Genomic DNA, 18,007 nt, shown 5'->3' on the forward strand with positions numbered 1-18,007 from the left:
CGCTCGCAAAACCCCGGGCGGCCCTTGCCGCCCATGCGGCGCTCGCTAGTTCGCGCCACACCCCGGGTCATCCGCAACGTGCCATACTAGGCACGTTGCGTCTGTACCCTTCGAATCCCCACGGGAACCCTGACCAACAAAAACGCCCCTCATGTGAGGGGCGCTTTTGTTGGTAGTCCCATGGGGATTCGAACCCCAGTTTTCTCCGTGAGAGGGAGACGTCCTGGACCGGGCTAGACGATGGGACCGCGTCTTTTGCGAGATAAAAAGTAGCACGAACCGCTTTTTTTGTCGAGTCCCCCGATCCGGATACGCCGCACATTCCGCTCCGCATGAACCCCCTCAGCTCCTGGCCCGGGACTTCTGATATTCTGACCGCTTTCGTTCGCCGCAGCCTATCCCCCTACGCTAAAGCTTCCCCCTCCGCCCCACCTTCGCTGAAGCTGCGGCGGGCCTGCCCAAAAACTGTTTCGGTGCGTGTCTACAAAAACTGGGCAGCTGTCAGACCCTTCATAGCTTTAGCGAAGAAGGGTGAAGCTGCGGGGGACAAGTCGGGGGATTCGCTGGTCTTAATATCCCGAGCTGACGCTCGGGATTGAATTAAGGTGGCGAAAAAAACGAGCGCGATGGCGCTCGTTTATCGAAGAGAATTCCGCCGTCAAGCCTGCGGCAGGCGACGTCCGCCGGTCATATAAATCACGGAGGCGTAACAAAAGTAACCATCGACGACCACCAACACCTCGGCTTCGCCGTAGATCCGGGTGCGGAGACCTCGGCAGATATCGGGTTCGTATTTTTCAAAGATCTGCCCGATGGAAGCGAAGAAATCGTCCTTGCCGACGGCGAAACCTTGTGGCAACGGTCCGGCGGCGGCTTTTGCCTCCAGGCCGAACATGACGGCCGTCACCTTCTGACTGTCAGCGTCTTCAGCCGGAATGACGAAGATGAGATCCTCGGGAGACCGGCCTTCCTCAATGGTCTGTCCGATCAGACCGCTGATGATCCTGCGCGATCGCTCGGTAAAAGCAACTAGTTTGTCTTGAAGATTGGCAGGAATCACGATTCGCCTCCTTTTTCTGCAAAGAACCGCCCGTCTATCGGGCCGAGGGCCACGTTAGCACCACGCGGGCTTTTTGCAATAGCGAGGCGCCAAGCCGCCGAAACACCGCCTCAACTTTGACGCTGGCCGATCATACTGTTAGTTTGAAGCGTCAACTGACCCCGAACATCCGGGCCAGACGCGCCCTTTGCCAAAGGAGCTTTCCCATGAAGGAAACTCTGTCCGTCATATCCGGCCTGATGTTCTTCGCCGCTTCCGTCCCCTACATCCGCGCGATCCTCAAAGGTCGGACCAAACCCTCCAAAGCCTCGTGGCTGATCTGGGCCGGCCTCGATTCGATCGTCCTCGTCGGCATGATCGCGCAGCACACGCTGAACGGACAGATCATCGGCGCCGTTCTCGTGTCCTGGATGACGGCGCTCCTCGCCCTGAAGTACGGCCAGACGGGCTGGACGACGCTCGACAAGCTATGTCTCGGCGGCGCCGTTCTCGGACTCGCGCTCTGGCAGACGTTCAGCAATCCCCTTCTCGGACTCGCCGCGAGCCTGGCCATGATCTTCATCGGCGCCATTCCGACGTTCGTGTCGGCGTGGCGCGATCCGAACGGCGAGGATCGCTCGACCTGGATGCTCTTCTGGCTGTCGTGCGTGGCGGCGCTGTTCGCGATTCCTGATTGGACGCTGGCCGACGCCGCCCAGCCGATCATCTTCACCATGATCGACACGACCATGGTGTACCTCCTGTTCGTCCGCCCCTGTCTCCGACCGGCCAATCAGCGATAACTCGCGCACCCGCGCGGCCAAGAGTGCACTCGCTCAGACCTCGCCGGGTGCGCTCTTTTTTCTGCGGAGCCCCGCCATTGACAGCTGTGCTGCGGTTGCCTAAGGTTGCCCCAACAACGCTCTTTCCAAAGGAAAATCCGATGAAAGATCCGCTCATACACGGCAACTCCAAAATGGGCCGGCGGGTGGCTATCTTCAACCTGCCACCGCTCGCCACTTGCGCTCCGACCGCTTGGTGCCGCCAGGGCAAGAACGGCCAGCCGGCCTGTTACGCCCTGCGCAACAATTTCCTTCTGCCGAACGTGTTGCGCGGCGCCCGGGAGCGGCTAGACTTCAGCCGCACCGACGGCTTCGTCGACGCCATGATCACGGCCATCAAGAAGGCCCGCGTCAGATTCTTCCGCTTCCACTCGAGCGGCGACTTCTACTCGGCGGAGTACGTCCGAAAAGTCCTGGCCATCGCCAGGGCGTGTCCGGAAACGCTCTTTCGGACCACCACTCGCCGCCGGGAATTCCGGGCCGAGCTGCAGCAGCTGAACAGCCTGCCGAATTTCATCGTCCGAGAAAGCCTGGATCCCGACCGGCCGGACCCGGTACTGGACTTGCCTTTCGCGGCCCTGGACAGCCTGCCCATCGCCGCCGCGCCCGGCACGATCCGCTGCCCGAACGATTGCGTCCAGTGCGGCTATTCCTGCTGGAAGCAACGCGACAACATGAGCCTGAAAGAACGCTGAACCTCGTTCCCGGCCGGACCGCCGGGAATTTTTTTATAGGAGCAAACCAAAACGACCCTTTTTCCAGAGTCGTTTTTTAACTGCGCCAGACTGTTACATCTCATCCGTGACTTCGGTCCACTCGAACACGTGCATATCCGCTCTTTCCCGGGTCGGATAATAAAACTCCGCCGGACCGCCGGAAGCTCTGGACCGCGGATCAAGAATATTCTTGTAGCTCCAAAAATAATCCCACCAATCGTCACCCAGAATCTCTCCCGAACTACCCCTCAGAAGCGCGGTCTCCTCGGTCACCTCGATGGCCCAAGCCTCTTGTGCGCCGGTCCAGACATAGACCCATCCGTGCCGCGCGACGTCGTCCGCGATCACCGAGGTGTCATACCCTTTCTCCTCCTGAAGATACCTGGCGAGCAGCTTGGACATGTCGGAACAGTCGAAAACATACTTCTCGTATTTCCGGTCGTAGTGAAACGCGTTCAAGACGCGTTGTAATTCCTTGGTATCGATATTCCGGTTGTAAGGCTTTTCCCGATCCGGGCTCGCAAAGATCACCGCGCGGGGCTGGCCGTGAAAAAAGGGTTGGGGAAACTTGATTCCAAGCATTGCGCCCGCAGCAGCCGAAAGCACCAAATAAGCCAGCGTCAGCAGGATCACGATCTGGACCGGATGGGCTTTGGCCGCTTCTTTTTCCGCTGGGGCCTTTTTCGATTCTTCGCTCATATTGAGATAAATATAACACGATATTGGTTTTGCCGCGCAAGTGTAGTATATTTTCAAGTAATTGCCGGCCGCTACTGGCCGGTCTAAGCCTAGCGCGCTCTCCCTATGGACGAGATCAAGACGCAACAAACCACGCCGTCGGAAGAAAAAAAACGCCGCCCGATCTGGCCGGTCTTTTTGATCATCGCGGTCGCAGCGGCGATCGGGATCGCCTGGGAATTGACCGACGACAGCAGATCAGGGGCGATCCAAGAACCAGCGGCCGCGCAGGACCAGGCGGCATCTGCGATCTCCGACGCCATTGAGCAGCCCCCGGCACAGCCGGCCTCCCGACCCGAACCGGCAGCTCAGCCGCCGGCAGCGCCCGGCCCCGACCTGGCGAACTGGGTCGGCTTCGCCGACGAAACGACCGGCTATCAGATCATGTATCCCCCGTCCGACGCGCAGCCGGTCTCTAATCCGGAGGTCGGCATCATTGACCTGCAGCCGGCGATCGGCGACAAGCAGCGGACCCTCAAGATCGAAGTCCTCCCCAGAACGGACGCGCGCGCCGACGACGACGGCTGCGTTGACCGGTCGCTCAGCGCGGACAAGCCGATCTTCGAGACCATCAACGGTTTCGATTATTGCCTGGTCGCGTACAACGAAGGAGCCGCCGGCAGCACTTACCGATCCTATGTCTTCACGACCGTTCACGAACCGCGGGAACTGGTGGTTTTCACTTTCACCATCCGCTATCCGACCAGCGTCCGGATCTACGCCGGCTGCGAGAGTGACGCGGACCAAGCCAAGCCGTTCTGCGTCGAACATGCTTTCGACGAAACCCGCGACACCGCGCTCTTCCGCCATATCCTCGGCACGCTTTTCCATCTGCAGAAATGATCCTCCAGCTACCCGCCACCAGCGATCAAATTAGACAACCGCCGCCGAATCCGGCAAAATATCAACAGTCGCGTGGCTACAGACCCTAATAGAAAATTCTTAAATCCCCCTATGGCCAAAGGCAATAATTCCCAGCGGAAAGAAAAGAAGAAACCCAAGAAAGACAAGAAATAATTTCCAGCCGTCAGCTGGCAAAAACCGAGCGGAAATCAAAACGACCCCCGATCAAGGGGTCGTTTTCGCTAGGCGCTGAATGTTATGCCTGGTCCTGAGGGCGCGCGTCCGGATGATCGCTGACCCGTTTTGCGTTCTTCTCCTCGGTCTTGGCGACCAGTTTCTCGAGCGGATTCTCTTCGTTGCCGCCCAGAGCCTCGATCGCGGCATCGAGTTCGCCTTCGTCGGCTTTAGCCAACACGCCCTTAGTAGCCTCGACATGGCGCTTGCCGTGTTCAAGCATCTCGACCGCGGACTGGAGTTCAGCCTCGCTAGCATCAGCCAACGGACCTTCGCCGGAAGCAGCCGTCTTCCACTGTTGGTCTTTGGGTGCGATACCCTTGGCCACGATATCAACCTCTTTGTCGCTAGCCTCGGCCAGCGGACCTTCGCCCGTCTCCAACGGGACCCAGCCTTTTTCTTCAAAGCTCATAATTTTGCGGTTAATTCACGCTAACTATTGAAAATATAGCATAAAATGGGCGTTTTGTCAACGCGAGGGAGTGTGGGAGTGCAGGAGAGACGGAGTGAGGGAGTGCTGGAGAGACGGAGTGAGGGAGTGCTGGAGTGCTGGAGTCAAAAAAAATATCGATTGACTCCGTCTCTCCCACACTCCGTTTCTCCAAAAAAAAGACGCCGCTAAGGGCGTCTAGTTCGGCCGCTCGATGGACCGAACTTTCTTGCCGGACTCACGATGGAGCCGGATCGCTTCGACCAGGATAATGGCGCAGCGCTGGGCGAATTCCCGTTCGCGGGGCTCGGAATACTTCTTCCAGATCCGCGTGAAACGGAGATGAACGTTTTCCAGTCCGGGATCGGCGAGATGTGACTTCGCCATGGAGAAGAGCTGCTGGAATGGGCAGACATAGAAGCGTTCGATCGCTTCCGGATCCGCCTGGCCAAAAGTCTCTGGCAGGACGGCGAGGAACTCCGCGAGGATGTTCTTGCGCCGGGCTTGGACCGCCGGGTCGGCATCATGACAAAGCTTTTCGAGCTCGGTCACGATGAGATACTGAGCCGTAACGTCGGCGATCTGCCGTCCCGCGCACGCGAGGATCGCGTTGAGCCTCTCCAGAGACTCGTCGGCGCCGGTTCGGACGATGGACGTCTTCAACTGACGCATTTCAGTATTTTCCATGATAGGCATCCTTTGTGAGACGCCCATCATGGGGCGCCGGGGTCTGTTGTAAAGAACAACGGACCGTAGCAAAGATCCGCCCATAAGTCAAGATGCGGTCTGGCCAAACAAAAAGCCGCCGAGCGGGGCTCGACGGCTTCTCTTTCTGGTCTTATTCCGCGTCCTTCTTGTCGGACTTTGCCTTCTTTTCTTTCTTCTCTTTCTTGACCGGCTCCTTTACTGACTCTTCCTTCTTATCCGACTTCTCCCCGGTCCGTTCCATGGACTCGAGCTTGATCAGGATGCGTTCGATCTTGGCGTCGAGAGCCACGATCCGCTCTTCGGTCTTGCGGCAACAATCGCCGCCGCCGACGGCCGGCCGACGCTCGCTGAAATTAGGACGATCATGGCCGCCTTCGAAACGGTCGCGCTGGCCGCCGCCCTGCTTCTGGAAGCACTCCCGACAGTAGGTCGGTTTGCTGCCGTTCGGCCGGAACGGGACCTCGCACTGCTGGCCGCAAGCCGCACAGGTGGTCTCGAACATCCGCGGCGGACCGAAGCTGCCGCCACCACCGCCAAAACGGTCATCGCGGCCGCCGCGCGGCTTGAAACCGCCGCTACCGCCGCCGAAACCGCCGCCGCGCCTGCCTCCGAAATTATCATCGCGCTTGAACATATCGTTTGAGCCTTAGCTGATCCTTAAATTGGAATCGTCGAAGCATACACCAAAAAACGATTTTTGGCAAGGGTGTGCGCTCGAAAATGCCGCCTCCGGGCAGTTCGACCTGCGAATCACGCCAGCGTTCCCCGTCTGCCGGCAGGTAGACGACTCGGGTTAATCCTTCCAGAAACCTGACTCATTACTCAACAGATCAGCCGGCGACTGCTGACGATCAATAGCTATTGGCTGATCAGATTGATATAATTATGAATGAAACGACGCTTACCTATGGACCACCTATCCGAAACCCGGCAGAACGACCGGGACGAGCAGCCTCGCGCCAGCCTCAGCGATCGCCGTCGCGCCAGACTGGACCGTCTCGGTGATCGCCTGGCTATGGCTAAAGCCCGGCTCCGGACCATGTCGGTCTGGTCGGCCAAAGAGAAATGATATGTCGCGCACGCCTGAACTGCGGCAATATCTGAGCGGCGAACAGCGGCCGGAGGAGGTGCGTGAAAGCACTCAAAGCCGGATCGCCGACGCCAAAAAATATTCCTCCGACCCGGAACGTCCGGAAAAATTGGCCGCCCGCTACGAAGCTGAAAAGTGGCTGATGGCTGATCTGGAGGACCAGGCCAAAGCGCTGCGCACCGAAGCCCCGGACCTGAGCGACGAAGAGTTCGATCGCCGGTCCGACGAGATCGAACGCGCGGTCGCCGAGATGCACGAACGTATTTGCTCCGACGAGGTGATGGAGAAGGAAAAATACGCCACCGGTTTTACCGACTGGAAGGAAGTGAACGGACTCGGCGATTTCCTGGACAAATTCCCGATGTATTGGATCCCGACCAAGGAAGAGGTCGGCCGCGTGCTCGCGACCGCCAAAATCATGCATGAACAGCGCGTCGCTGCTGGCGTTCGCCGGCCGGAGGACCCGCTCGAGATCCTGGACATCGGCGGCGCTAACGGCGCCCTGGGCAAACTGATCGTCGATCTCGCGCGCGAGAACGGACTCAAAGTCGAATACTCCGTCGTCGACCCTTTCACCGAAGGCGTCGACGCCGCCCGCCAGGCTTACGCCGGCGATAAGGAGCTTGAATTCACCGCTCTCTCCTCTTCAGAATTCATCGCCAAAGAATACGCCGGGGACGCGGAGATCGGACCGCTTGTCGCCGAACGGGAAAAATTACTGGCCGCCGCCAACCGCCAGCGCCAGGATCTGGTCACTCTGACGAACGCCGTCTCCAGGCTGAAAAAGGCCGGGCGGCTGGATCCGCCGGAACTCGCGCGTCTGCACCGCGTGCTGCGAACGGATTTCGGGATGCAGCTTTCCGCAGCTGCGGGGTCCGACCCGGAACGTTTCGCTTTCGAACTCGAGAGCGGCTGGGATGAAAAAACCATGACGGACGCGCCATCCGCCGCGGACCGCCTGACCAATGATCTGAACAGCCGCCCGTCCGAGATCAGCCGCCGCATCGAGAGTCTCCTCGCCGGACGTCCGGCCAGCCGCGACCTCGTCATCAATTCCTGGATGCCTCCGGGACGGGATTTCACCAGCGACATCCGAGCCGCGAACGGAGCCGCGGTCATGTATTTCGTCGAGACTTACGGCGCGACGGGCGTCCAGGAGCAGGCCGGTTACCCGAGCCGCCCTTCGCGGATCGGCGAAGAGGACAGCTACGGCCCGGGTGTTCTGTATAATGAGGACACGGCCTGGGTCGGGCGCTCCGCTCCGGAACTGGCCAATCGGCACCGGGACTCTTCGAGCTGGGGACGAAACGAAGAGTTCTGCAACGCAGCCCTGGTGCAGGTCCGCAGAGAGATGCGGCTGGCTGGGAGACTGAAACTCGATCCGGCGAGTAACGGCATCAGGATCGAAGGTCAGTATCCCTGGGAGGGCGAACTGCGCGAAAAGCATGGTGGCGTTTCGCCGACCGCGCCGATCGTCGAAAAGCAGGGCCGATCCCGAAGCGACTACCACTCGACCCTGAACGAACTGGTGAGCGAAATGACCGACCTTTTGGGGACTATCCCGGGGTTGAAATAGCGGCGCTGAAATAAGCCATTTTTTGTTGAGCTGCATCCCCTTTTGACAAAACCCGCCTCTCGGAGAGGCGGGTTTTTGGCTGATCAACGGATAATCGGTTGGCTATTCGTGCGCTTCGACCAGCAGTTCCGCAGCGCGGAGCGGTTCGGCCATGAGCTCTTTGGTCACCTTATCCATGTGCATGCCGCGCGAACCTTTGATCAGGATGATATCGCCCTTCTTCATCTTCTCCTGGACGAAACGTCCAGCCTCTTCGGTCGTGCTGAAATGGACCAGCCGATCAGCCGGGAAACCGGCGGCCAGGGCGGCACTCTGGGCATCGCCCATCCGCTCGCCGACGAGCACTAACAGATCCAGACCGACGCCGGCAGCCTCACGCCCGACCTCTTCGTGGCCGGAGACTGACAATGTCCCGAGTTCGAGCATGTCGCCCAAGGCGGCGATGCGCTGGCGTTCGCCGTCAGCCGGCAGGTCGCGCAAGATGGCCAGCGCCGCTTTCGTCGAACGCGGCGAAGCGTTGTAAGTGTCATCGATGAGCAGTGTCCGCTTGATGCCGGCGAGGCAGCGGGTGCGGCCAGGCGGCGGTTCGTACGCGCGCAGACCCTCGGCGATCTCGACGAGGTTCATGCCTTTGGCGAGCCCCACGGCCGTGGCCGCGAGCGCCGCGTAAGCCGCGTGCCGACCCAGGACTTTCGGCAGAAAAACCGGGATCGTGCTGCCGCCAGCCGCGATCTTCAACCGCAAGCCGCAGCCATCCTCGGACTCGACGTCATAATGCATGGACACCTCGACCGCGCGGACGTCGGCCTCCTCGTGAAAACCATAACTCATGACCTTGGCTTTGGTCTTCTCCCGCATCGCCCAGACCAGTTCGTCGTCGTGATTCAGGATCGCGACGCCGTCGCGGCCGAGCCGTTGGACCAGGACCTGTTTTTCTTTCGCGACGTTCGCGATCGAACCGAAATTCTCGACATGCGATTCGCCGATCGCGGTCACGACGGCGATATCCGGCGGCGCGATGTCGGTGAGATACGCGATGTCGCCCGGATGATCGGCGGCCATTTCCAATATGAGCAGCTGCGGATAATCAGCCTCTGTCCGGCCCGACTTCCACCAGGCGCGGGCCAGGATCTTCAGCCATTTCCAATATGACCTCCGGCCGGCCGGCAAACGCAAGATGGTCAGCGGCAAGCCGACCTCATTATTGTAATTCTTTTCATTGGCGCCGACCTTGAATTTGCGGGCCAAAACTGCGCCCATGGCCTGCTTGGCCGAACTCTTACCAACCGAACCGGTCACGGCCACGACCACGGGCTTCTGGACCAGGATCTTCCGACGGGCATGGCCGGCCAACTGTTTCTGGATGAATTTGCGCATATTCTTGAGCTTAATATCCCGGACCGGCGAGCTTAATCCGCGGGGCGATCCGGCGGTATCTGCAGGTATTGTAGCAAGAAAGAGGCTATTTCTCCAAAAAGCGGCGCGGCGCTGGACTCGGCGAAAATGACGTCCTGCGGCCGGTCGATCTTGGTGAGCATGACGAAGGCCGGATCGTCCACCGGCGCGTAACCGACGAACGAACCGATGAAAGCGTTCTCCTCATAACCCTGGCCGTTGGCTTTCGAGATCTGGGCTGTGCCGGTCTTGCCGGCGACGTAATAACCATTGACGCCGGCGGCCTTGCCATGGCCGTTCTCAACCACGCGCACGAGCATGCCGCCCACGAGCGTCGAAGCGCGCTTGGTGATGACCTGGCGGACGACCTGCGGCTCGGTACGGACGACCATGCCATCGCTGCGGCGGATCTCCTTGACCACGTAAGGCTTCACGAGCTTGCCGCCGTTCGCGAGCGCCGCGTAGGCCGCGGCCATCTGGATCGGAGTCGTCGTGATGCCCTGGCCGAACGAAGCGGTCGCGGTCCAGATGTCGCCTTTCTTGGAGATCGAAGAGATGTCGCCGGCGGCTTCGGAGTCGAGTTCAATGCCGGTCGCGGCGCCGAACCCGAAAGCTTCCACATACTGGCGGAACAGTTTCGGACCGAGACGGTCGGCAGCGAAGATTGCGCCGGTATTGAGAGATTTCTCAAGTACCTGGGTCATGGTCTGGATGCCGTTGGCCTTGCCGTCGGAGTTGCGGATGGAGTAAGGCCCGATCTTCACCACACCTTCGTCATTGTAGGTCGTGTACGGCAGCACCTTGTCCGCGTCGAGAGCGGCGGCCATGGTGATCGCTTTCATGATCGAACCAGGTTCGTAAGAATAGAAGATCGCCGGATCATTGAAAGCGCGCATGTCCTTGACCGCGGAGTAGGCGTTCGGGTCGAAATTCGGGTAGCCGCAAAGCGCCAGGACAGCGCCGGTCTTGGGTTCCAGAATGACGACTGCTCCGCCCGTGGCGCCATGGCGCTCGACCGCGGCGGCGAGTTTCTCGCAGGCGTAATATTGGATGTTGCGGTCGATCGTGAGCAGGATCTCCGCGCCGTCGGTCGCCGGCCGCAGGTCACGCTCGGCGATGCCGATCCAGCGGCCGACCGGATCGGTCTCCGCTTCGATGTAGCCGACCTTGCCGGTGAGTTCGCGATTCCAGAAACCTTCGATGCCGTAACGGCCAACGCGCTGACCGGCCGCGTCGAAGCCCACGAAACCGGTCAGATGCGAAAAAGCCGCGCCCTCCGGATAATAACGGAACGGCTCAGCCGTGATGTGGACGCTCGCCAGACCGAGCGCGCGGACCCGATTCACGGCCTCTTCGGAGACCTGGCGCGCGAGCGGCACATAAGGATCGTCCTTGGCCGCGAGCTTGGCGAGCAGTTCGGCTTCGTCGAGACCGAGGAGCGGCGCGAGCGCTTTCGCCGCCGCGGCCGAATCGTCGATGCCGCGCGTGTCGGCGTAGACGAGCGCCAGGGATTTGTTGACCGCGATCGGGAACTTCTGTTCCGCGGCCCGCGGATTGGAAACGTAGACCGCGCCGCGCTCCGGGAACAATTTTTCCGTCAGATAGTGCTGGTCGGTGGCCAGGGCGGCGTAATGATCGTGCGACAGGACCTGGATGATGAACAGCCGGCCGACCAAGACCAGCAGCAGCGCCGCCATCGCGACGCGCAAAAAAAGCAGGCGGGAGCCGGAAACTTCAGCCTTGCCGCCCGGGCGATGTCTGGCGATGCCAAATCTCACAGCCATACCGCGAACCTCACTTATTGAGCGCCGCCTCGATGCCGAAATCGAAAAGTTTGCCCGGGCCAGCCGGATTCGATCCCCTTTCGACCTCCAGGCCGTCATTCACGCCGTCGCCGTCGGTATCGGCTTTGGCCGGATCAGTGCCGTAAAAATACTCCAGTGCATTCGACAAGCCATCCTTGTCCGGATCGTCGTCGCCAGCGGCCTTGGCCGAGATGACCGGCAACCCCTTGGCCGGAGCGGCAGCCGCGCCCCGGCGGACCGCGCCTTGGCCGGCGAGCGGCAAATGTTCGGAAATGGTCGGCAGGAGCGAAGTGATGATGTCATCGACCTGTTCGACTCCGGCAGTCGGCGCGCTGATCGCGACCGGTCCGTTGAACTTCGAAAAATTGAACGTGGCCGAAAAAATACCGCGGCGCAACCCGTCATCGTACCGGAAGCGCAACAGGGCGCGATAAGGATACAGGTCGCGCTTACCGATCCAGATCTCGCCGTTCTCGGCCGTCACGTTGGCGAAAAAAATATCGACCGGCTCGCGCTCCTTGCTCGTGAGTTCGCGGCCCTGCCGCAGCGCCTCGGCCTGCAGCACGTAATCCTTGACGTATAGGAGTTCCGGACGGATCACGTAATGATGATTCGGCACGCCGCCGACGGTCTCGGACTTCAGCTTGCCGAGAAATTTCAGGAACGGCGTGATGCGCAGCTGCTCGAGAAGATAGGTCTGGTCGGCCTCGGCGAGCTCGCGACCGCGGCCGCCCCAGAACGGCGCTTCCAGGCCGGCCCGGATACTCTCCAGATCGAAGGTCAGCCAGTCGCCGCGGAACGCTTCCAATCTCAAAACGCCGAGCATGGCCGGCAGAACATCGAAGCGCAGGAAGTCGGCGCTGCCCGATTTCACGAACTGGCCGGAGTATTCCGTCGGCTGATCGGCTCCGACGGCGAGGTCGAATTGCAGAGCGGCCTGGGAGGCTTCGGCATCCGTCCGGTCGACGACGCCGACCGACTCGAAGTAGACCGCCTCGCGTCGGCGATCGACGGCGCCGTTGCTTTTCTTCGTTTCCTGCCAGCCTTCGTAGCGGACCAGAGCCTCGACGCCGAACGTCCGGGCGCGCATCAGGCGCCACTGCGCGAGACGCACGATCTCCGAGGATTGCGGCAGGAGCAGCAGCATCAGAGCAGCCATGAGCACCGCGGTCATGGAAATGAAAAACACGAGCAGGATGTAGGCGTTGGCGTACCACTTTTTCGAAGCCATGAGCGCGGCGATCAGTCTTTTAGGTATTTGCGTCCCCGCAGCCGCTCCGGCAGATAATCCTGACCGGTATCGGCGTGGCCGTCGGAACGTTTCTTGGCGACGTCGGGCGGATAGACATAACCCTTGCCGTAGTCGAGTTCTTTCATCAGTCTGGTCGGAGCGTTGCGCAAGTGCAGCGGGACGGGTTCGCTCGGCAGGCGCTCGATATCCTCGCGCACGCGGCCGTAAGCGACGTACAGGGAGTTGGATTTCGGCGCGCGGGCGAGATAGACGGCGGCCTGGGCGAGGATGACGTTGCATTCCGGCATGCCGAGGCTGTGGGCCGCCTGGAAAGCGGCCACGGTCTGGACGAGTGCGTTCGGATCAGCGAGGCCGATGTCTTCGGACGCGAAGCGGACCAGCCGACGCGCGACGTAGACCGGATCCTCCCCCGCCTCGAGCATCCGCCCGAGCCAGTAGAGCGCGGCGTCGGGATCCGAACCGCGCAGGCTCTTGTGCAGCGCGGAGATGAGATTGTAGTGTTCCTCGCCGGATTTGTCGTAGAGCAGATGCGAACGGCGCATGATCGCAGCGAGACGTTCGCGCTTCAAGTGTATCACTCCAGCGCCGGCGGCGTCTAAACTGCCGGACTCGGATTTCACCGCCATCTCAAGCGTGTTGAGCGAAGTCCGCGCGTCGCCGTCGGCGGCCGCGGCGATGAACTCGATGACGCCCTCTTCCGCCTCGATCTTCTGCTTGCCGTACCCGCGCTCGGCGTCCGCGAGCGCCCGGCGCAGCAGGACCTCGATATCCGCGGCCGCGAGGCTCTTCAGGACGAAGACGCGGCAGCGCGAGAGCAGCGCCGAATTGACCTCGAAGGACGGATTCTCCGTCGTTGCGCCGATGAGCACGACTGTGCCGTCCTCGACGTGCGGCAGGAACGCGTCCTGCTGGGCCTTGTTCCAGCGATGGATCTCGTCGACGAAGACGATGGTGCGGGTGCCGTTGAATTTCAGCGTGTCCTTGGCTTCGGCGACCACCTGGCGCAATTCCGCGACCCCGCTCGAGACGGCCGAGAGCTGCACGAAGCGCGACTTGGTCGTCTTGGCGATGAGACGCGCGAGCGTCGTCTTGCCGGTGCCGGGCGGCCCCCAAAAGATCATCGATGGCACTTCGTCCTGATCGATGAGACGCCGGAGCGGGCTGGCCTCGCCGATGATGTCCTGCTGGCCGACGAATTCCGAAAAATTCTCCGGCCGCAGACGATCGGCGAGCGGAGCCTCCTTCTTTTGCTGGCGGCGGGCCTTGTAGTCGAACAGGTCGTCCATATTTCACCCTCTAGATTACGCCTCTTGGCGCTAAAACGGAATACCGGCGGCGGGTGGAGCTTGCTGTTTTTCCGCGGTCTGTTAAGGTGAGGCCGTTCTTTACAACCTTTTCAGCCACGGAGGCCAACATGTCCGAACCGAACGGCAACATCTCCACTGCGCGTTTCACTCCCCGTCAACGCCTGATCGGAATCGGGATCTTTCTGGCCATCAACGCCGCTTACCTCGTCGGTTATGGATCCGGATATTCCGACCAGAAGCCGGAACCGGCCGCAACCGTCGACCAGGCGCCGGCCGCGATGTCCGTTGCTGCGCCAGCTCTCCCCTGCGCCAGCGAAGAATTCGTCCGGGCGCGCAACAATGCCTGGGCGATCATGAACTCGCTGACCAACGACAACTTCAACCAGGAGCTCGTCAAGGATAACATCGACGCGATCTCCACGCTCTTCGCGCTGGCCATGGGGCCAGACACGCCAGCGAAGATCCGCGCCGAAATGCTCGACCTGTATCCCAAGAAGGGGCTCTTCCTCTTCAAGGAAGCCGAGCGCGAGAAGCTGTTCCAGAACCTTCTTGAGGGCACGCCGGAGGAGCGCCTGCGCTGGTTCGGCTACCTGAATACGGCCGACCTCAAAGCGACGCAATTCCTCCAGTGTCTGCTGGCCGACGACGCTCGGATCAAGCAGTACCTCGCTGGCGAAGAGATCGCTCTTGAGGGCGAATAAAAGGCTGCCTCGGCAGACGAGGCTGAATGACTCAGCCGCCAACGGACCGCTCTGGTCCGTTTTTTTGTCCGCGCGACATGGGCAATCTTGACAGCCGCGGCGATTCACGCAAAAGTGTGCTCAGATCTTTCCAAGGAACGGAGGCGCGACATGCCCATGATAATACACTCCAAAACAGTCTTGCAGATCTTCGCTCTGGCCGACCAGATCGCGCACGAAGAGATGGAAGCCAACTCCCGGAGGACCGGCCGGCCGCTGGTGAACAACGGTGATCAGATGTCCATCCCCCTGGACCACCATCCGGACTGGTATTATGAAGAGGCCGCGCGACGGCTGGGCTACAAACTTACCAGGGTCGGATCCATGACCTGCAGCGGAGGGGCAGCGCAACGTCCGCAAAAGGCCAGAACCACCTTTCTCGAACGGTTGCGCCATCTCCTGTTCGGCGATCGAGGCTGAATGACTTAGCCGCCCACGGACCGCTCTGGTCCGTTTTTTTGTCCGCGCGACAAGACCTCGTCTTGACAGCCGCGGCGATTCACGCAAAAGTGTGCTCAGATCTTTCCAAGGAACGGAGGCGCGACATGCCCTTTGCATTACTCTCCAAAGAAGCCAAGCAGATACTGGCTCTGGCCCAACAGATCAGACAGGAAGAGATGAAGGCCAACTCCAAAAGGACAGGTAAAACGTACTGGTATTCTCTGGAAGAAGCCGCGCGACGCAGGGGTTACAAACTTACCAGGGTCGGATCCATGACCTGTAGCGGAGGGACAACGCAACGTCCGCAAAAGGCCAGAACCACCTTTCTCGAACGGTTGCGCCGTATCCTGTTCGGCCACAAGAAGTGACCAGAAACCGGAAAACTGCTCTCGTCCAACGTCCCAAAAACTACGGGACGTTTTTTTATCTGACCGAAATCCATGTACGTAAAAACACCAGTCTGGCTGGTGTTCTTGCGTGGTCGGGGCGACAGGGATCGAACCTGCGGCCTCTCGGTCCCGAACCGAGCGCACTACCGCTGTGCTACGCCCCGATGATATTTATGTGGAAACAGCATAATGTATCTCCGCCAAATAATCAAGCGCCCCGGCCGGGAACGCCCAAGCCAGACCTGATCGTCAAGAATTGGTACGATATAGCCCATGATCATCCGAACCTGCGAATGAATCCGGATTCACACGACCCGCGGAGATCAAGACGGGACAAAAAAACCCGGATCCAGTGCGGATCCGGGTTTTGCGATAAGGCCGCCGATCAGCCGGCGAGCAGCAGCCACTTGCCGGGCGCGGCGGGTTGGCCGTCCTGGGCGGGCCGAGCTTTGATCTCGCCGATGGGAATGGCGTGGCGGCAAAGTTCGACGAGCAGCTTCAGCCGCTCGAACATGCCGACGTCGCCAGCCATGGCGAAACCGAGCAAGTAGAAGACGCAGGCCATGGGCATGAGAGCGATCGTGTTCGCGGCATTGTCGTTGAGCCGGCCGAAGAACTGGGCGTAAGCCGTCTTCATGTTGATCTGGACCGCCAGACCGAGCGTGTCATACACCTTGTACATCAGCTCGTTGGACTGCTCATCATCCAACTGGATGGCGAGCTCGTCGCGGAACTCGCTCAAGAGCAGCACGCTGGTGAAGACGAAGTCGGCTGACGGATCGACGTCAGCAGCCTCGGCGTCGGCGGCTGCCAGATCGGCAGGCAGAGCGCCGTTCGCGCTGAGACCGGTGCCGAGCGACCCGGCCAAGACGCGCAGATCAGTGATCGTCTTGCCGAGAGCGACGGCTAAAGCCGCTTTGGCCGCATCCTGATCCACGTGCCAGGCGATATCGAGCGGAAAGATGCCGACCTTGGCTTCCGTGAAATAAGGATCGATGACCGCCAGCGCCCGCTGCGCCAGCTTCTTGTCGGCGCAATGGCGCAAGACAAAGTCGACCAAGCTTTGCTGATCCGTCGTGAACATCTGGATCTCCTGACCGGCGAATGCCGAAATGAGACAATGAAAGGAGCTTGCGCCCACCTTAGCCGTTAATGGCCGTTATCGTCAACGCCCGGCGCCCGCCAGCCTTGATTGACATTCACCCGCCGCGCCGTTAAGATCGCCGCAAGTTCTTTAGACAATCAGCTGAATCACTGTCCGGAGGTGCCGTCGTGAACGACCAACGCAACCAGGCCGCCGAAAAGCGGCCGCTCGTAACCGGCAAGGAACTGCTGTTAGCCGCGTTATTCTTCCTCGTCATCGCCTGGCTCGCGAGCTGGAAGTTCGCGCTCATCATGATGGGCTCGCTCCTCATCCATGAATTCGGACACGGCTGGGCCATGAAACGCCTCGGCTGCGGTATCCGGGGATTCTACTTCGTGCCGCTCCTGGGACTCGCGGTCTCCCCGCTCAGGAAATGGGAATCGCGCCGGGACGAGACGATCATCGCGCTCATGGGACCGGCCTGGGGCTTTGCCCTGGGACTCGCCTGTCTGGGCCTCTACTTCCTGACCAACGAACCGATCTTCGCCGGCGCAGCCATGTTCAACGGTTTCCTGAATCTCTTCAATCTGCTGCCGGTCAACCCGGTTGATGGCGGCCGGGCGGCGAAATCCATCGCCTACTCGATCTCGCCCAAGTTCGGACTCGCCGTGCTGGTGGCCGGACTCGGATTGACGGCCTGCCTCGGACTCTTCTTCTCTCCGATCGTCGTCGCTTTCATCGGCTTGGCCGGTTACTTCGACCTCAAGCAGGAGATCAGCGACCAACGCCAACAGCGCGACCGCGAACGGATCATCGCCGCCTTCGCCGAAAAGCTCGGCGTCGAACCGAAGGTGAACGTCGTAAGCGACGCTTTGCAGCAGATCTTCGACTGCATCAATGCCGGCCTCATAGACTGGAGCGAACTGCACGACGAAGGACTGCGCCAGCGCATGAAAAACTGCGGCCTCACCTCTGGCGACATGATGAAGCTCTTCTGGACGCGGATCGCCGTCGATGCCACCGAACCGCGCCGCTCGTTCAGATCCCGCGCCACTTCGGCGCAGGAACTTTGGGCCCTGACGGACGACGACGATTTCCGCCAGACGCCGCTCGGCAAGTTCCTCAAAACGAAACCGCTCCCGGTGATGACGCGCGATGAAGCGCTGAACGGCTTCGTGGCCTACGCCGCGCTCGCCGGCGGACTATTCTGGCTGTTCACCGCCGCCTCGCAGATCATGAACTTCACGGAACTTCTCAAAGCTCTCAGCTGATCCTTCTGATTCTTGCCGCGCCCCGTTCATCGGGACGCGGTTTTTTTCGCCACTTTAACAGGGAGTGACGGAGAGACGGAGATACGGGAGAGACGGAGAGACGGAGA

18 protein-coding genes, 2 tRNA genes and 1 pseudogene are annotated in these 18,007 nt (G+C 60.5%); 9 read left to right on the plus strand and 12 right to left on the minus strand.

What is annotated here, in order from left to right; genetic code table 11:
- Positions 1 to 170: 170 nt before the first annotated feature.
- Positions 171 to 248 (minus strand) — tRNA-Glu (locus WCT10_03915).
- A 410-nt stretch (positions 249 to 658) separates the two neighbouring features.
- The gene (locus WCT10_03920) at positions 659 to 1,060 is read right to left on the minus strand and encodes a hypothetical protein (protein MFA6603956.1); all 402 of its coding nucleotides are present in this window, start codon (positions 1,058 to 1,060) and stop codon (positions 659 to 661) included.
- Between the two features lie 206 nt (positions 1,061 to 1,266).
- Here WCT10_03920 and WCT10_03925 point away from each other — a divergent pair, with 206 nt between their 5' ends.
- Together WCT10_03925 and WCT10_03930 are read left to right on the plus strand one after the other, a co-directional pair.
- A complete protein-coding gene (locus tag WCT10_03925) occupies positions 1,267 to 1,842 on the plus strand; it encodes a hypothetical protein (protein MFA6603957.1) in 576 nt (191 codons plus the stop codon).
- A 140-nt stretch (positions 1,843 to 1,982) separates the two neighbouring features.
- Positions 1,983 to 2,576, plus strand: a complete 594-nt coding sequence (locus WCT10_03930) for a hypothetical protein (GenBank protein MFA6603958.1) — start codon at positions 1,983 to 1,985, stop codon at positions 2,574 to 2,576.
- Positions 2,577 to 2,669: 93 nt separating this feature from the next.
- Here WCT10_03930 and WCT10_03935 read toward each other — a convergent pair whose 3' ends face one another.
- Positions 2,670 to 3,296, minus strand: coding sequence for a hypothetical protein (locus tag WCT10_03935; protein ID MFA6603959.1), 627 nt, complete (start codon positions 3,294 to 3,296; stop codon positions 2,670 to 2,672).
- 105 nt (positions 3,297 to 3,401) lie between these two features.
- Between WCT10_03935 and WCT10_03940 the strand changes: the two genes are divergently transcribed.
- Positions 3,402 to 4,178: a hypothetical protein gene (locus WCT10_03940; protein MFA6603960.1), complete on the plus strand. Its 777-nt coding sequence runs from the start codon at positions 3,402 to 3,404 to the stop codon at positions 4,176 to 4,178.
- A 256-nt stretch (positions 4,179 to 4,434) separates the two neighbouring features.
- Here the strand turns inward: WCT10_03940 and WCT10_03945 are convergent, their stop codons facing one another.
- The 3 genes from WCT10_03945 to WCT10_03955 form a co-directional block, all read right to left on the minus strand.
- Positions 4,435 to 4,824, minus strand: a complete 390-nt coding sequence (locus WCT10_03945; GenBank protein MFA6603961.1) for a hypothetical protein — start codon at positions 4,822 to 4,824, stop codon at positions 4,435 to 4,437.
- Between the two features lie 216 nt (positions 4,825 to 5,040).
- Positions 5,041 to 5,529 (minus strand): hypothetical protein, encoded by a 489-nt coding sequence (locus WCT10_03950; GenBank protein MFA6603962.1) that lies wholly within the window; start codon positions 5,527 to 5,529, stop codon positions 5,041 to 5,043.
- Positions 5,530 to 5,680: 151 nt separating this feature from the next.
- The gene (locus tag WCT10_03955; protein ID MFA6603963.1) at positions 5,681 to 6,184 is read right to left on the minus strand and encodes a CxxC-x17-CxxC domain-containing protein; all 504 of its coding nucleotides are present in this window, start codon (positions 6,182 to 6,184) and stop codon (positions 5,681 to 5,683) included.
- 273 nt (positions 6,185 to 6,457) lie between these two features.
- Between WCT10_03955 and WCT10_03960 the strand changes: the two genes are divergently transcribed.
- The gene (locus WCT10_03960; protein ID MFA6603964.1) at positions 6,458 to 6,619 is read left to right on the plus strand and encodes a hypothetical protein; all 162 of its coding nucleotides are present in this window, start codon (positions 6,458 to 6,460) and stop codon (positions 6,617 to 6,619) included.
- A gap of 1 nt (position 6,620) precedes the next feature.
- Positions 6,621 to 8,216, plus strand: coding sequence for a hypothetical protein (locus tag WCT10_03965; protein ID MFA6603965.1), 1,596 nt, complete (start codon positions 6,621 to 6,623; stop codon positions 8,214 to 8,216).
- Between the two features lie 102 nt (positions 8,217 to 8,318).
- Here the strand turns inward: WCT10_03965 and murF are convergent, their stop codons facing one another.
- The 4 genes and pseudogenes from murF to WCT10_03985 form a co-directional block, all read right to left on the minus strand.
- Positions 8,319 to 9,593 carry a UDP-N-acetylmuramoyl-tripeptide--D-alanyl-D-alanine ligase gene (gene murF / locus WCT10_03970; GenBank protein MFA6603966.1) on the minus strand — a complete coding sequence of 425 codons (1,275 nt, stop codon included), beginning with the start codon at positions 9,591 to 9,593 and terminating at the stop codon, positions 8,319 to 8,321.
- A 32-nt stretch (positions 9,594 to 9,625) separates the two neighbouring features.
- Positions 9,626 to 11,395 carry a penicillin-binding protein 2 gene (locus tag WCT10_03975; GenBank protein MFA6603967.1) on the minus strand — a complete coding sequence of 590 codons (1,770 nt, stop codon included), beginning with the start codon at positions 11,393 to 11,395 and terminating at the stop codon, positions 9,626 to 9,628.
- Between the two features lie 10 nt (positions 11,396 to 11,405).
- Positions 11,406 to 12,647, minus strand: coding sequence for a hypothetical protein (locus WCT10_03980; protein MFA6603968.1), 1,242 nt, complete (start codon positions 12,645 to 12,647; stop codon positions 11,406 to 11,408).
- A pseudogene (locus WCT10_03985) lies at positions 12,616 to 13,954 on the minus strand (replication-associated recombination protein A). The gene WCT10_03980 and the pseudogene WCT10_03985 overlap by 32 nt, the downstream one beginning before the upstream one ends.
- 128 nt (positions 13,955 to 14,082) lie before the next feature.
- On the opposite strand from WCT10_03985, the gene WCT10_03990 reads away from it, so the two are divergent.
- The 3 genes from WCT10_03990 (at position 14,083) to WCT10_04000 (ending at position 15,524) form a co-directional block, all read left to right on the plus strand.
- Positions 14,083 to 14,676 (plus strand): hypothetical protein, encoded by a 594-nt coding sequence (locus tag WCT10_03990; protein MFA6603969.1) that lies wholly within the window; start codon positions 14,083 to 14,085, stop codon positions 14,674 to 14,676.
- Positions 14,677 to 14,826: 150 nt separating this feature from the next.
- Positions 14,827 to 15,135: a hypothetical protein gene (locus WCT10_03995; protein ID MFA6603970.1), complete on the plus strand. Its 309-nt coding sequence runs from the start codon at positions 14,827 to 14,829 to the stop codon at positions 15,133 to 15,135.
- A 125-nt stretch (positions 15,136 to 15,260) separates the two neighbouring features.
- Complete coding sequence (locus tag WCT10_04000; protein ID MFA6603971.1) at positions 15,261 to 15,524, plus strand: hypothetical protein; 264 nt, start codon at positions 15,261 to 15,263, stop codon at positions 15,522 to 15,524.
- A gap of 110 nt (positions 15,525 to 15,634) precedes the next feature.
- Here the strand turns inward: WCT10_04000 and WCT10_04005 are convergent.
- Positions 15,635 to 15,709 (minus strand) — tRNA-Pro (locus WCT10_04005).
- 221 nt (positions 15,710 to 15,930) lie between these two features.
- Entirely contained in the window at positions 15,931 to 16,629 is a 699-nt protein-coding gene (locus tag WCT10_04010; protein ID MFA6603972.1) for a hypothetical protein, read from the minus strand.
- Positions 16,630 to 16,817: 188 nt separating this feature from the next.
- Here WCT10_04010 and WCT10_04015 point away from each other — a divergent pair, with 188 nt between their 5' ends.
- On the plus strand, positions 16,818 to 17,900 hold the full coding sequence (locus tag WCT10_04015; GenBank protein ID MFA6603973.1) for a site-2 protease family protein: 1,083 nt from the start codon (positions 16,818 to 16,820) through the stop codon (positions 17,898 to 17,900).
- The last annotated feature ends 107 nt before the right edge of the window (positions 17,901 to 18,007 follow it).

It is taken from the genome of Patescibacteria group bacterium, assembly GCA_041667185.1.
GTDB lineage: Bacteria > Patescibacteriota > Patescibacteriia > SG8-24 > SG8-24 > JBAYFM01.

What these genes read in the sequence shown, in the direction of transcription:
- WCT10_03940 (MFA6603960.1), top strand. Translation starts at nt 3,402, where the DNA reads ATGGACGAGATCAAGACGCAACAAACCACGCCGTCGGAAGAAAAAAAA.
- WCT10_03925 (MFA6603957.1), top strand. Translation starts at nt 1,267, where the DNA reads ATGAAGGAAACTCTGTCCGTCATATCCGGCCTGATGTTCTTCGCCGCT.
- WCT10_03935 (MFA6603959.1), bottom strand. Translation starts at nt 3,296, where the DNA reads ATGAGCGAAGAATCGAAAAAGGCCCCAGCGGAAAAAGAAGCGGCCAAA.
- WCT10_03950 (MFA6603962.1), bottom strand. Translation starts at nt 5,529, where the DNA reads ATGGAAAATACTGAAATGCGTCAGTTGAAGACGTCCATCGTCCGAACC.
- WCT10_03930 (MFA6603958.1), top strand. Translation starts at nt 1,983, where the DNA reads ATGAAAGATCCGCTCATACACGGCAACTCCAAAATGGGCCGGCGGGTG.
- WCT10_03980 (MFA6603968.1), bottom strand. Translation starts at nt 12,647, where the DNA reads ATGGCTTCGAAAAAGTGGTACGCCAACGCCTACATCCTGCTCGTGTTT.
- murF (MFA6603966.1), bottom strand. Translation starts at nt 9,593, where the DNA reads ATGCGCAAATTCATCCAGAAACAGTTGGCCGGCCATGCCCGTCGGAAG.
- WCT10_03990 (MFA6603969.1), top strand. Translation starts at nt 14,083, where the DNA reads ATGTCCGAACCGAACGGCAACATCTCCACTGCGCGTTTCACTCCCCGT.
- WCT10_04010 (MFA6603972.1), bottom strand. Translation starts at nt 16,629, where the DNA reads ATGTTCACGACGGATCAGCAAAGCTTGGTCGACTTTGTCTTGCGCCAT.
- WCT10_03975 (MFA6603967.1), bottom strand. Translation starts at nt 11,395, where the DNA reads ATGGCTGTGAGATTTGGCATCGCCAGACATCGCCCGGGCGGCAAGGCT.
- WCT10_03965 (MFA6603965.1), top strand. Translation starts at nt 6,621, where the DNA reads ATGTCGCGCACGCCTGAACTGCGGCAATATCTGAGCGGCGAACAGCGG.
- WCT10_03955 (MFA6603963.1), bottom strand. Translation starts at nt 6,184, where the DNA reads ATGTTCAAGCGCGATGATAATTTCGGAGGCAGGCGCGGCGGCGGTTTC.
- WCT10_03960 (MFA6603964.1), top strand. Translation starts at nt 6,458, where the DNA reads ATGGACCACCTATCCGAAACCCGGCAGAACGACCGGGACGAGCAGCCT.
- WCT10_03995 (MFA6603970.1), top strand. Translation starts at nt 14,827, where the DNA reads ATGCCCATGATAATACACTCCAAAACAGTCTTGCAGATCTTCGCTCTG.
- WCT10_04000 (MFA6603971.1), top strand. Translation starts at nt 15,261, where the DNA reads ATGCCCTTTGCATTACTCTCCAAAGAAGCCAAGCAGATACTGGCTCTG.
- WCT10_03945 (MFA6603961.1), bottom strand. Translation starts at nt 4,824, where the DNA reads ATGAGCTTTGAAGAAAAAGGCTGGGTCCCGTTGGAGACGGGCGAAGGT.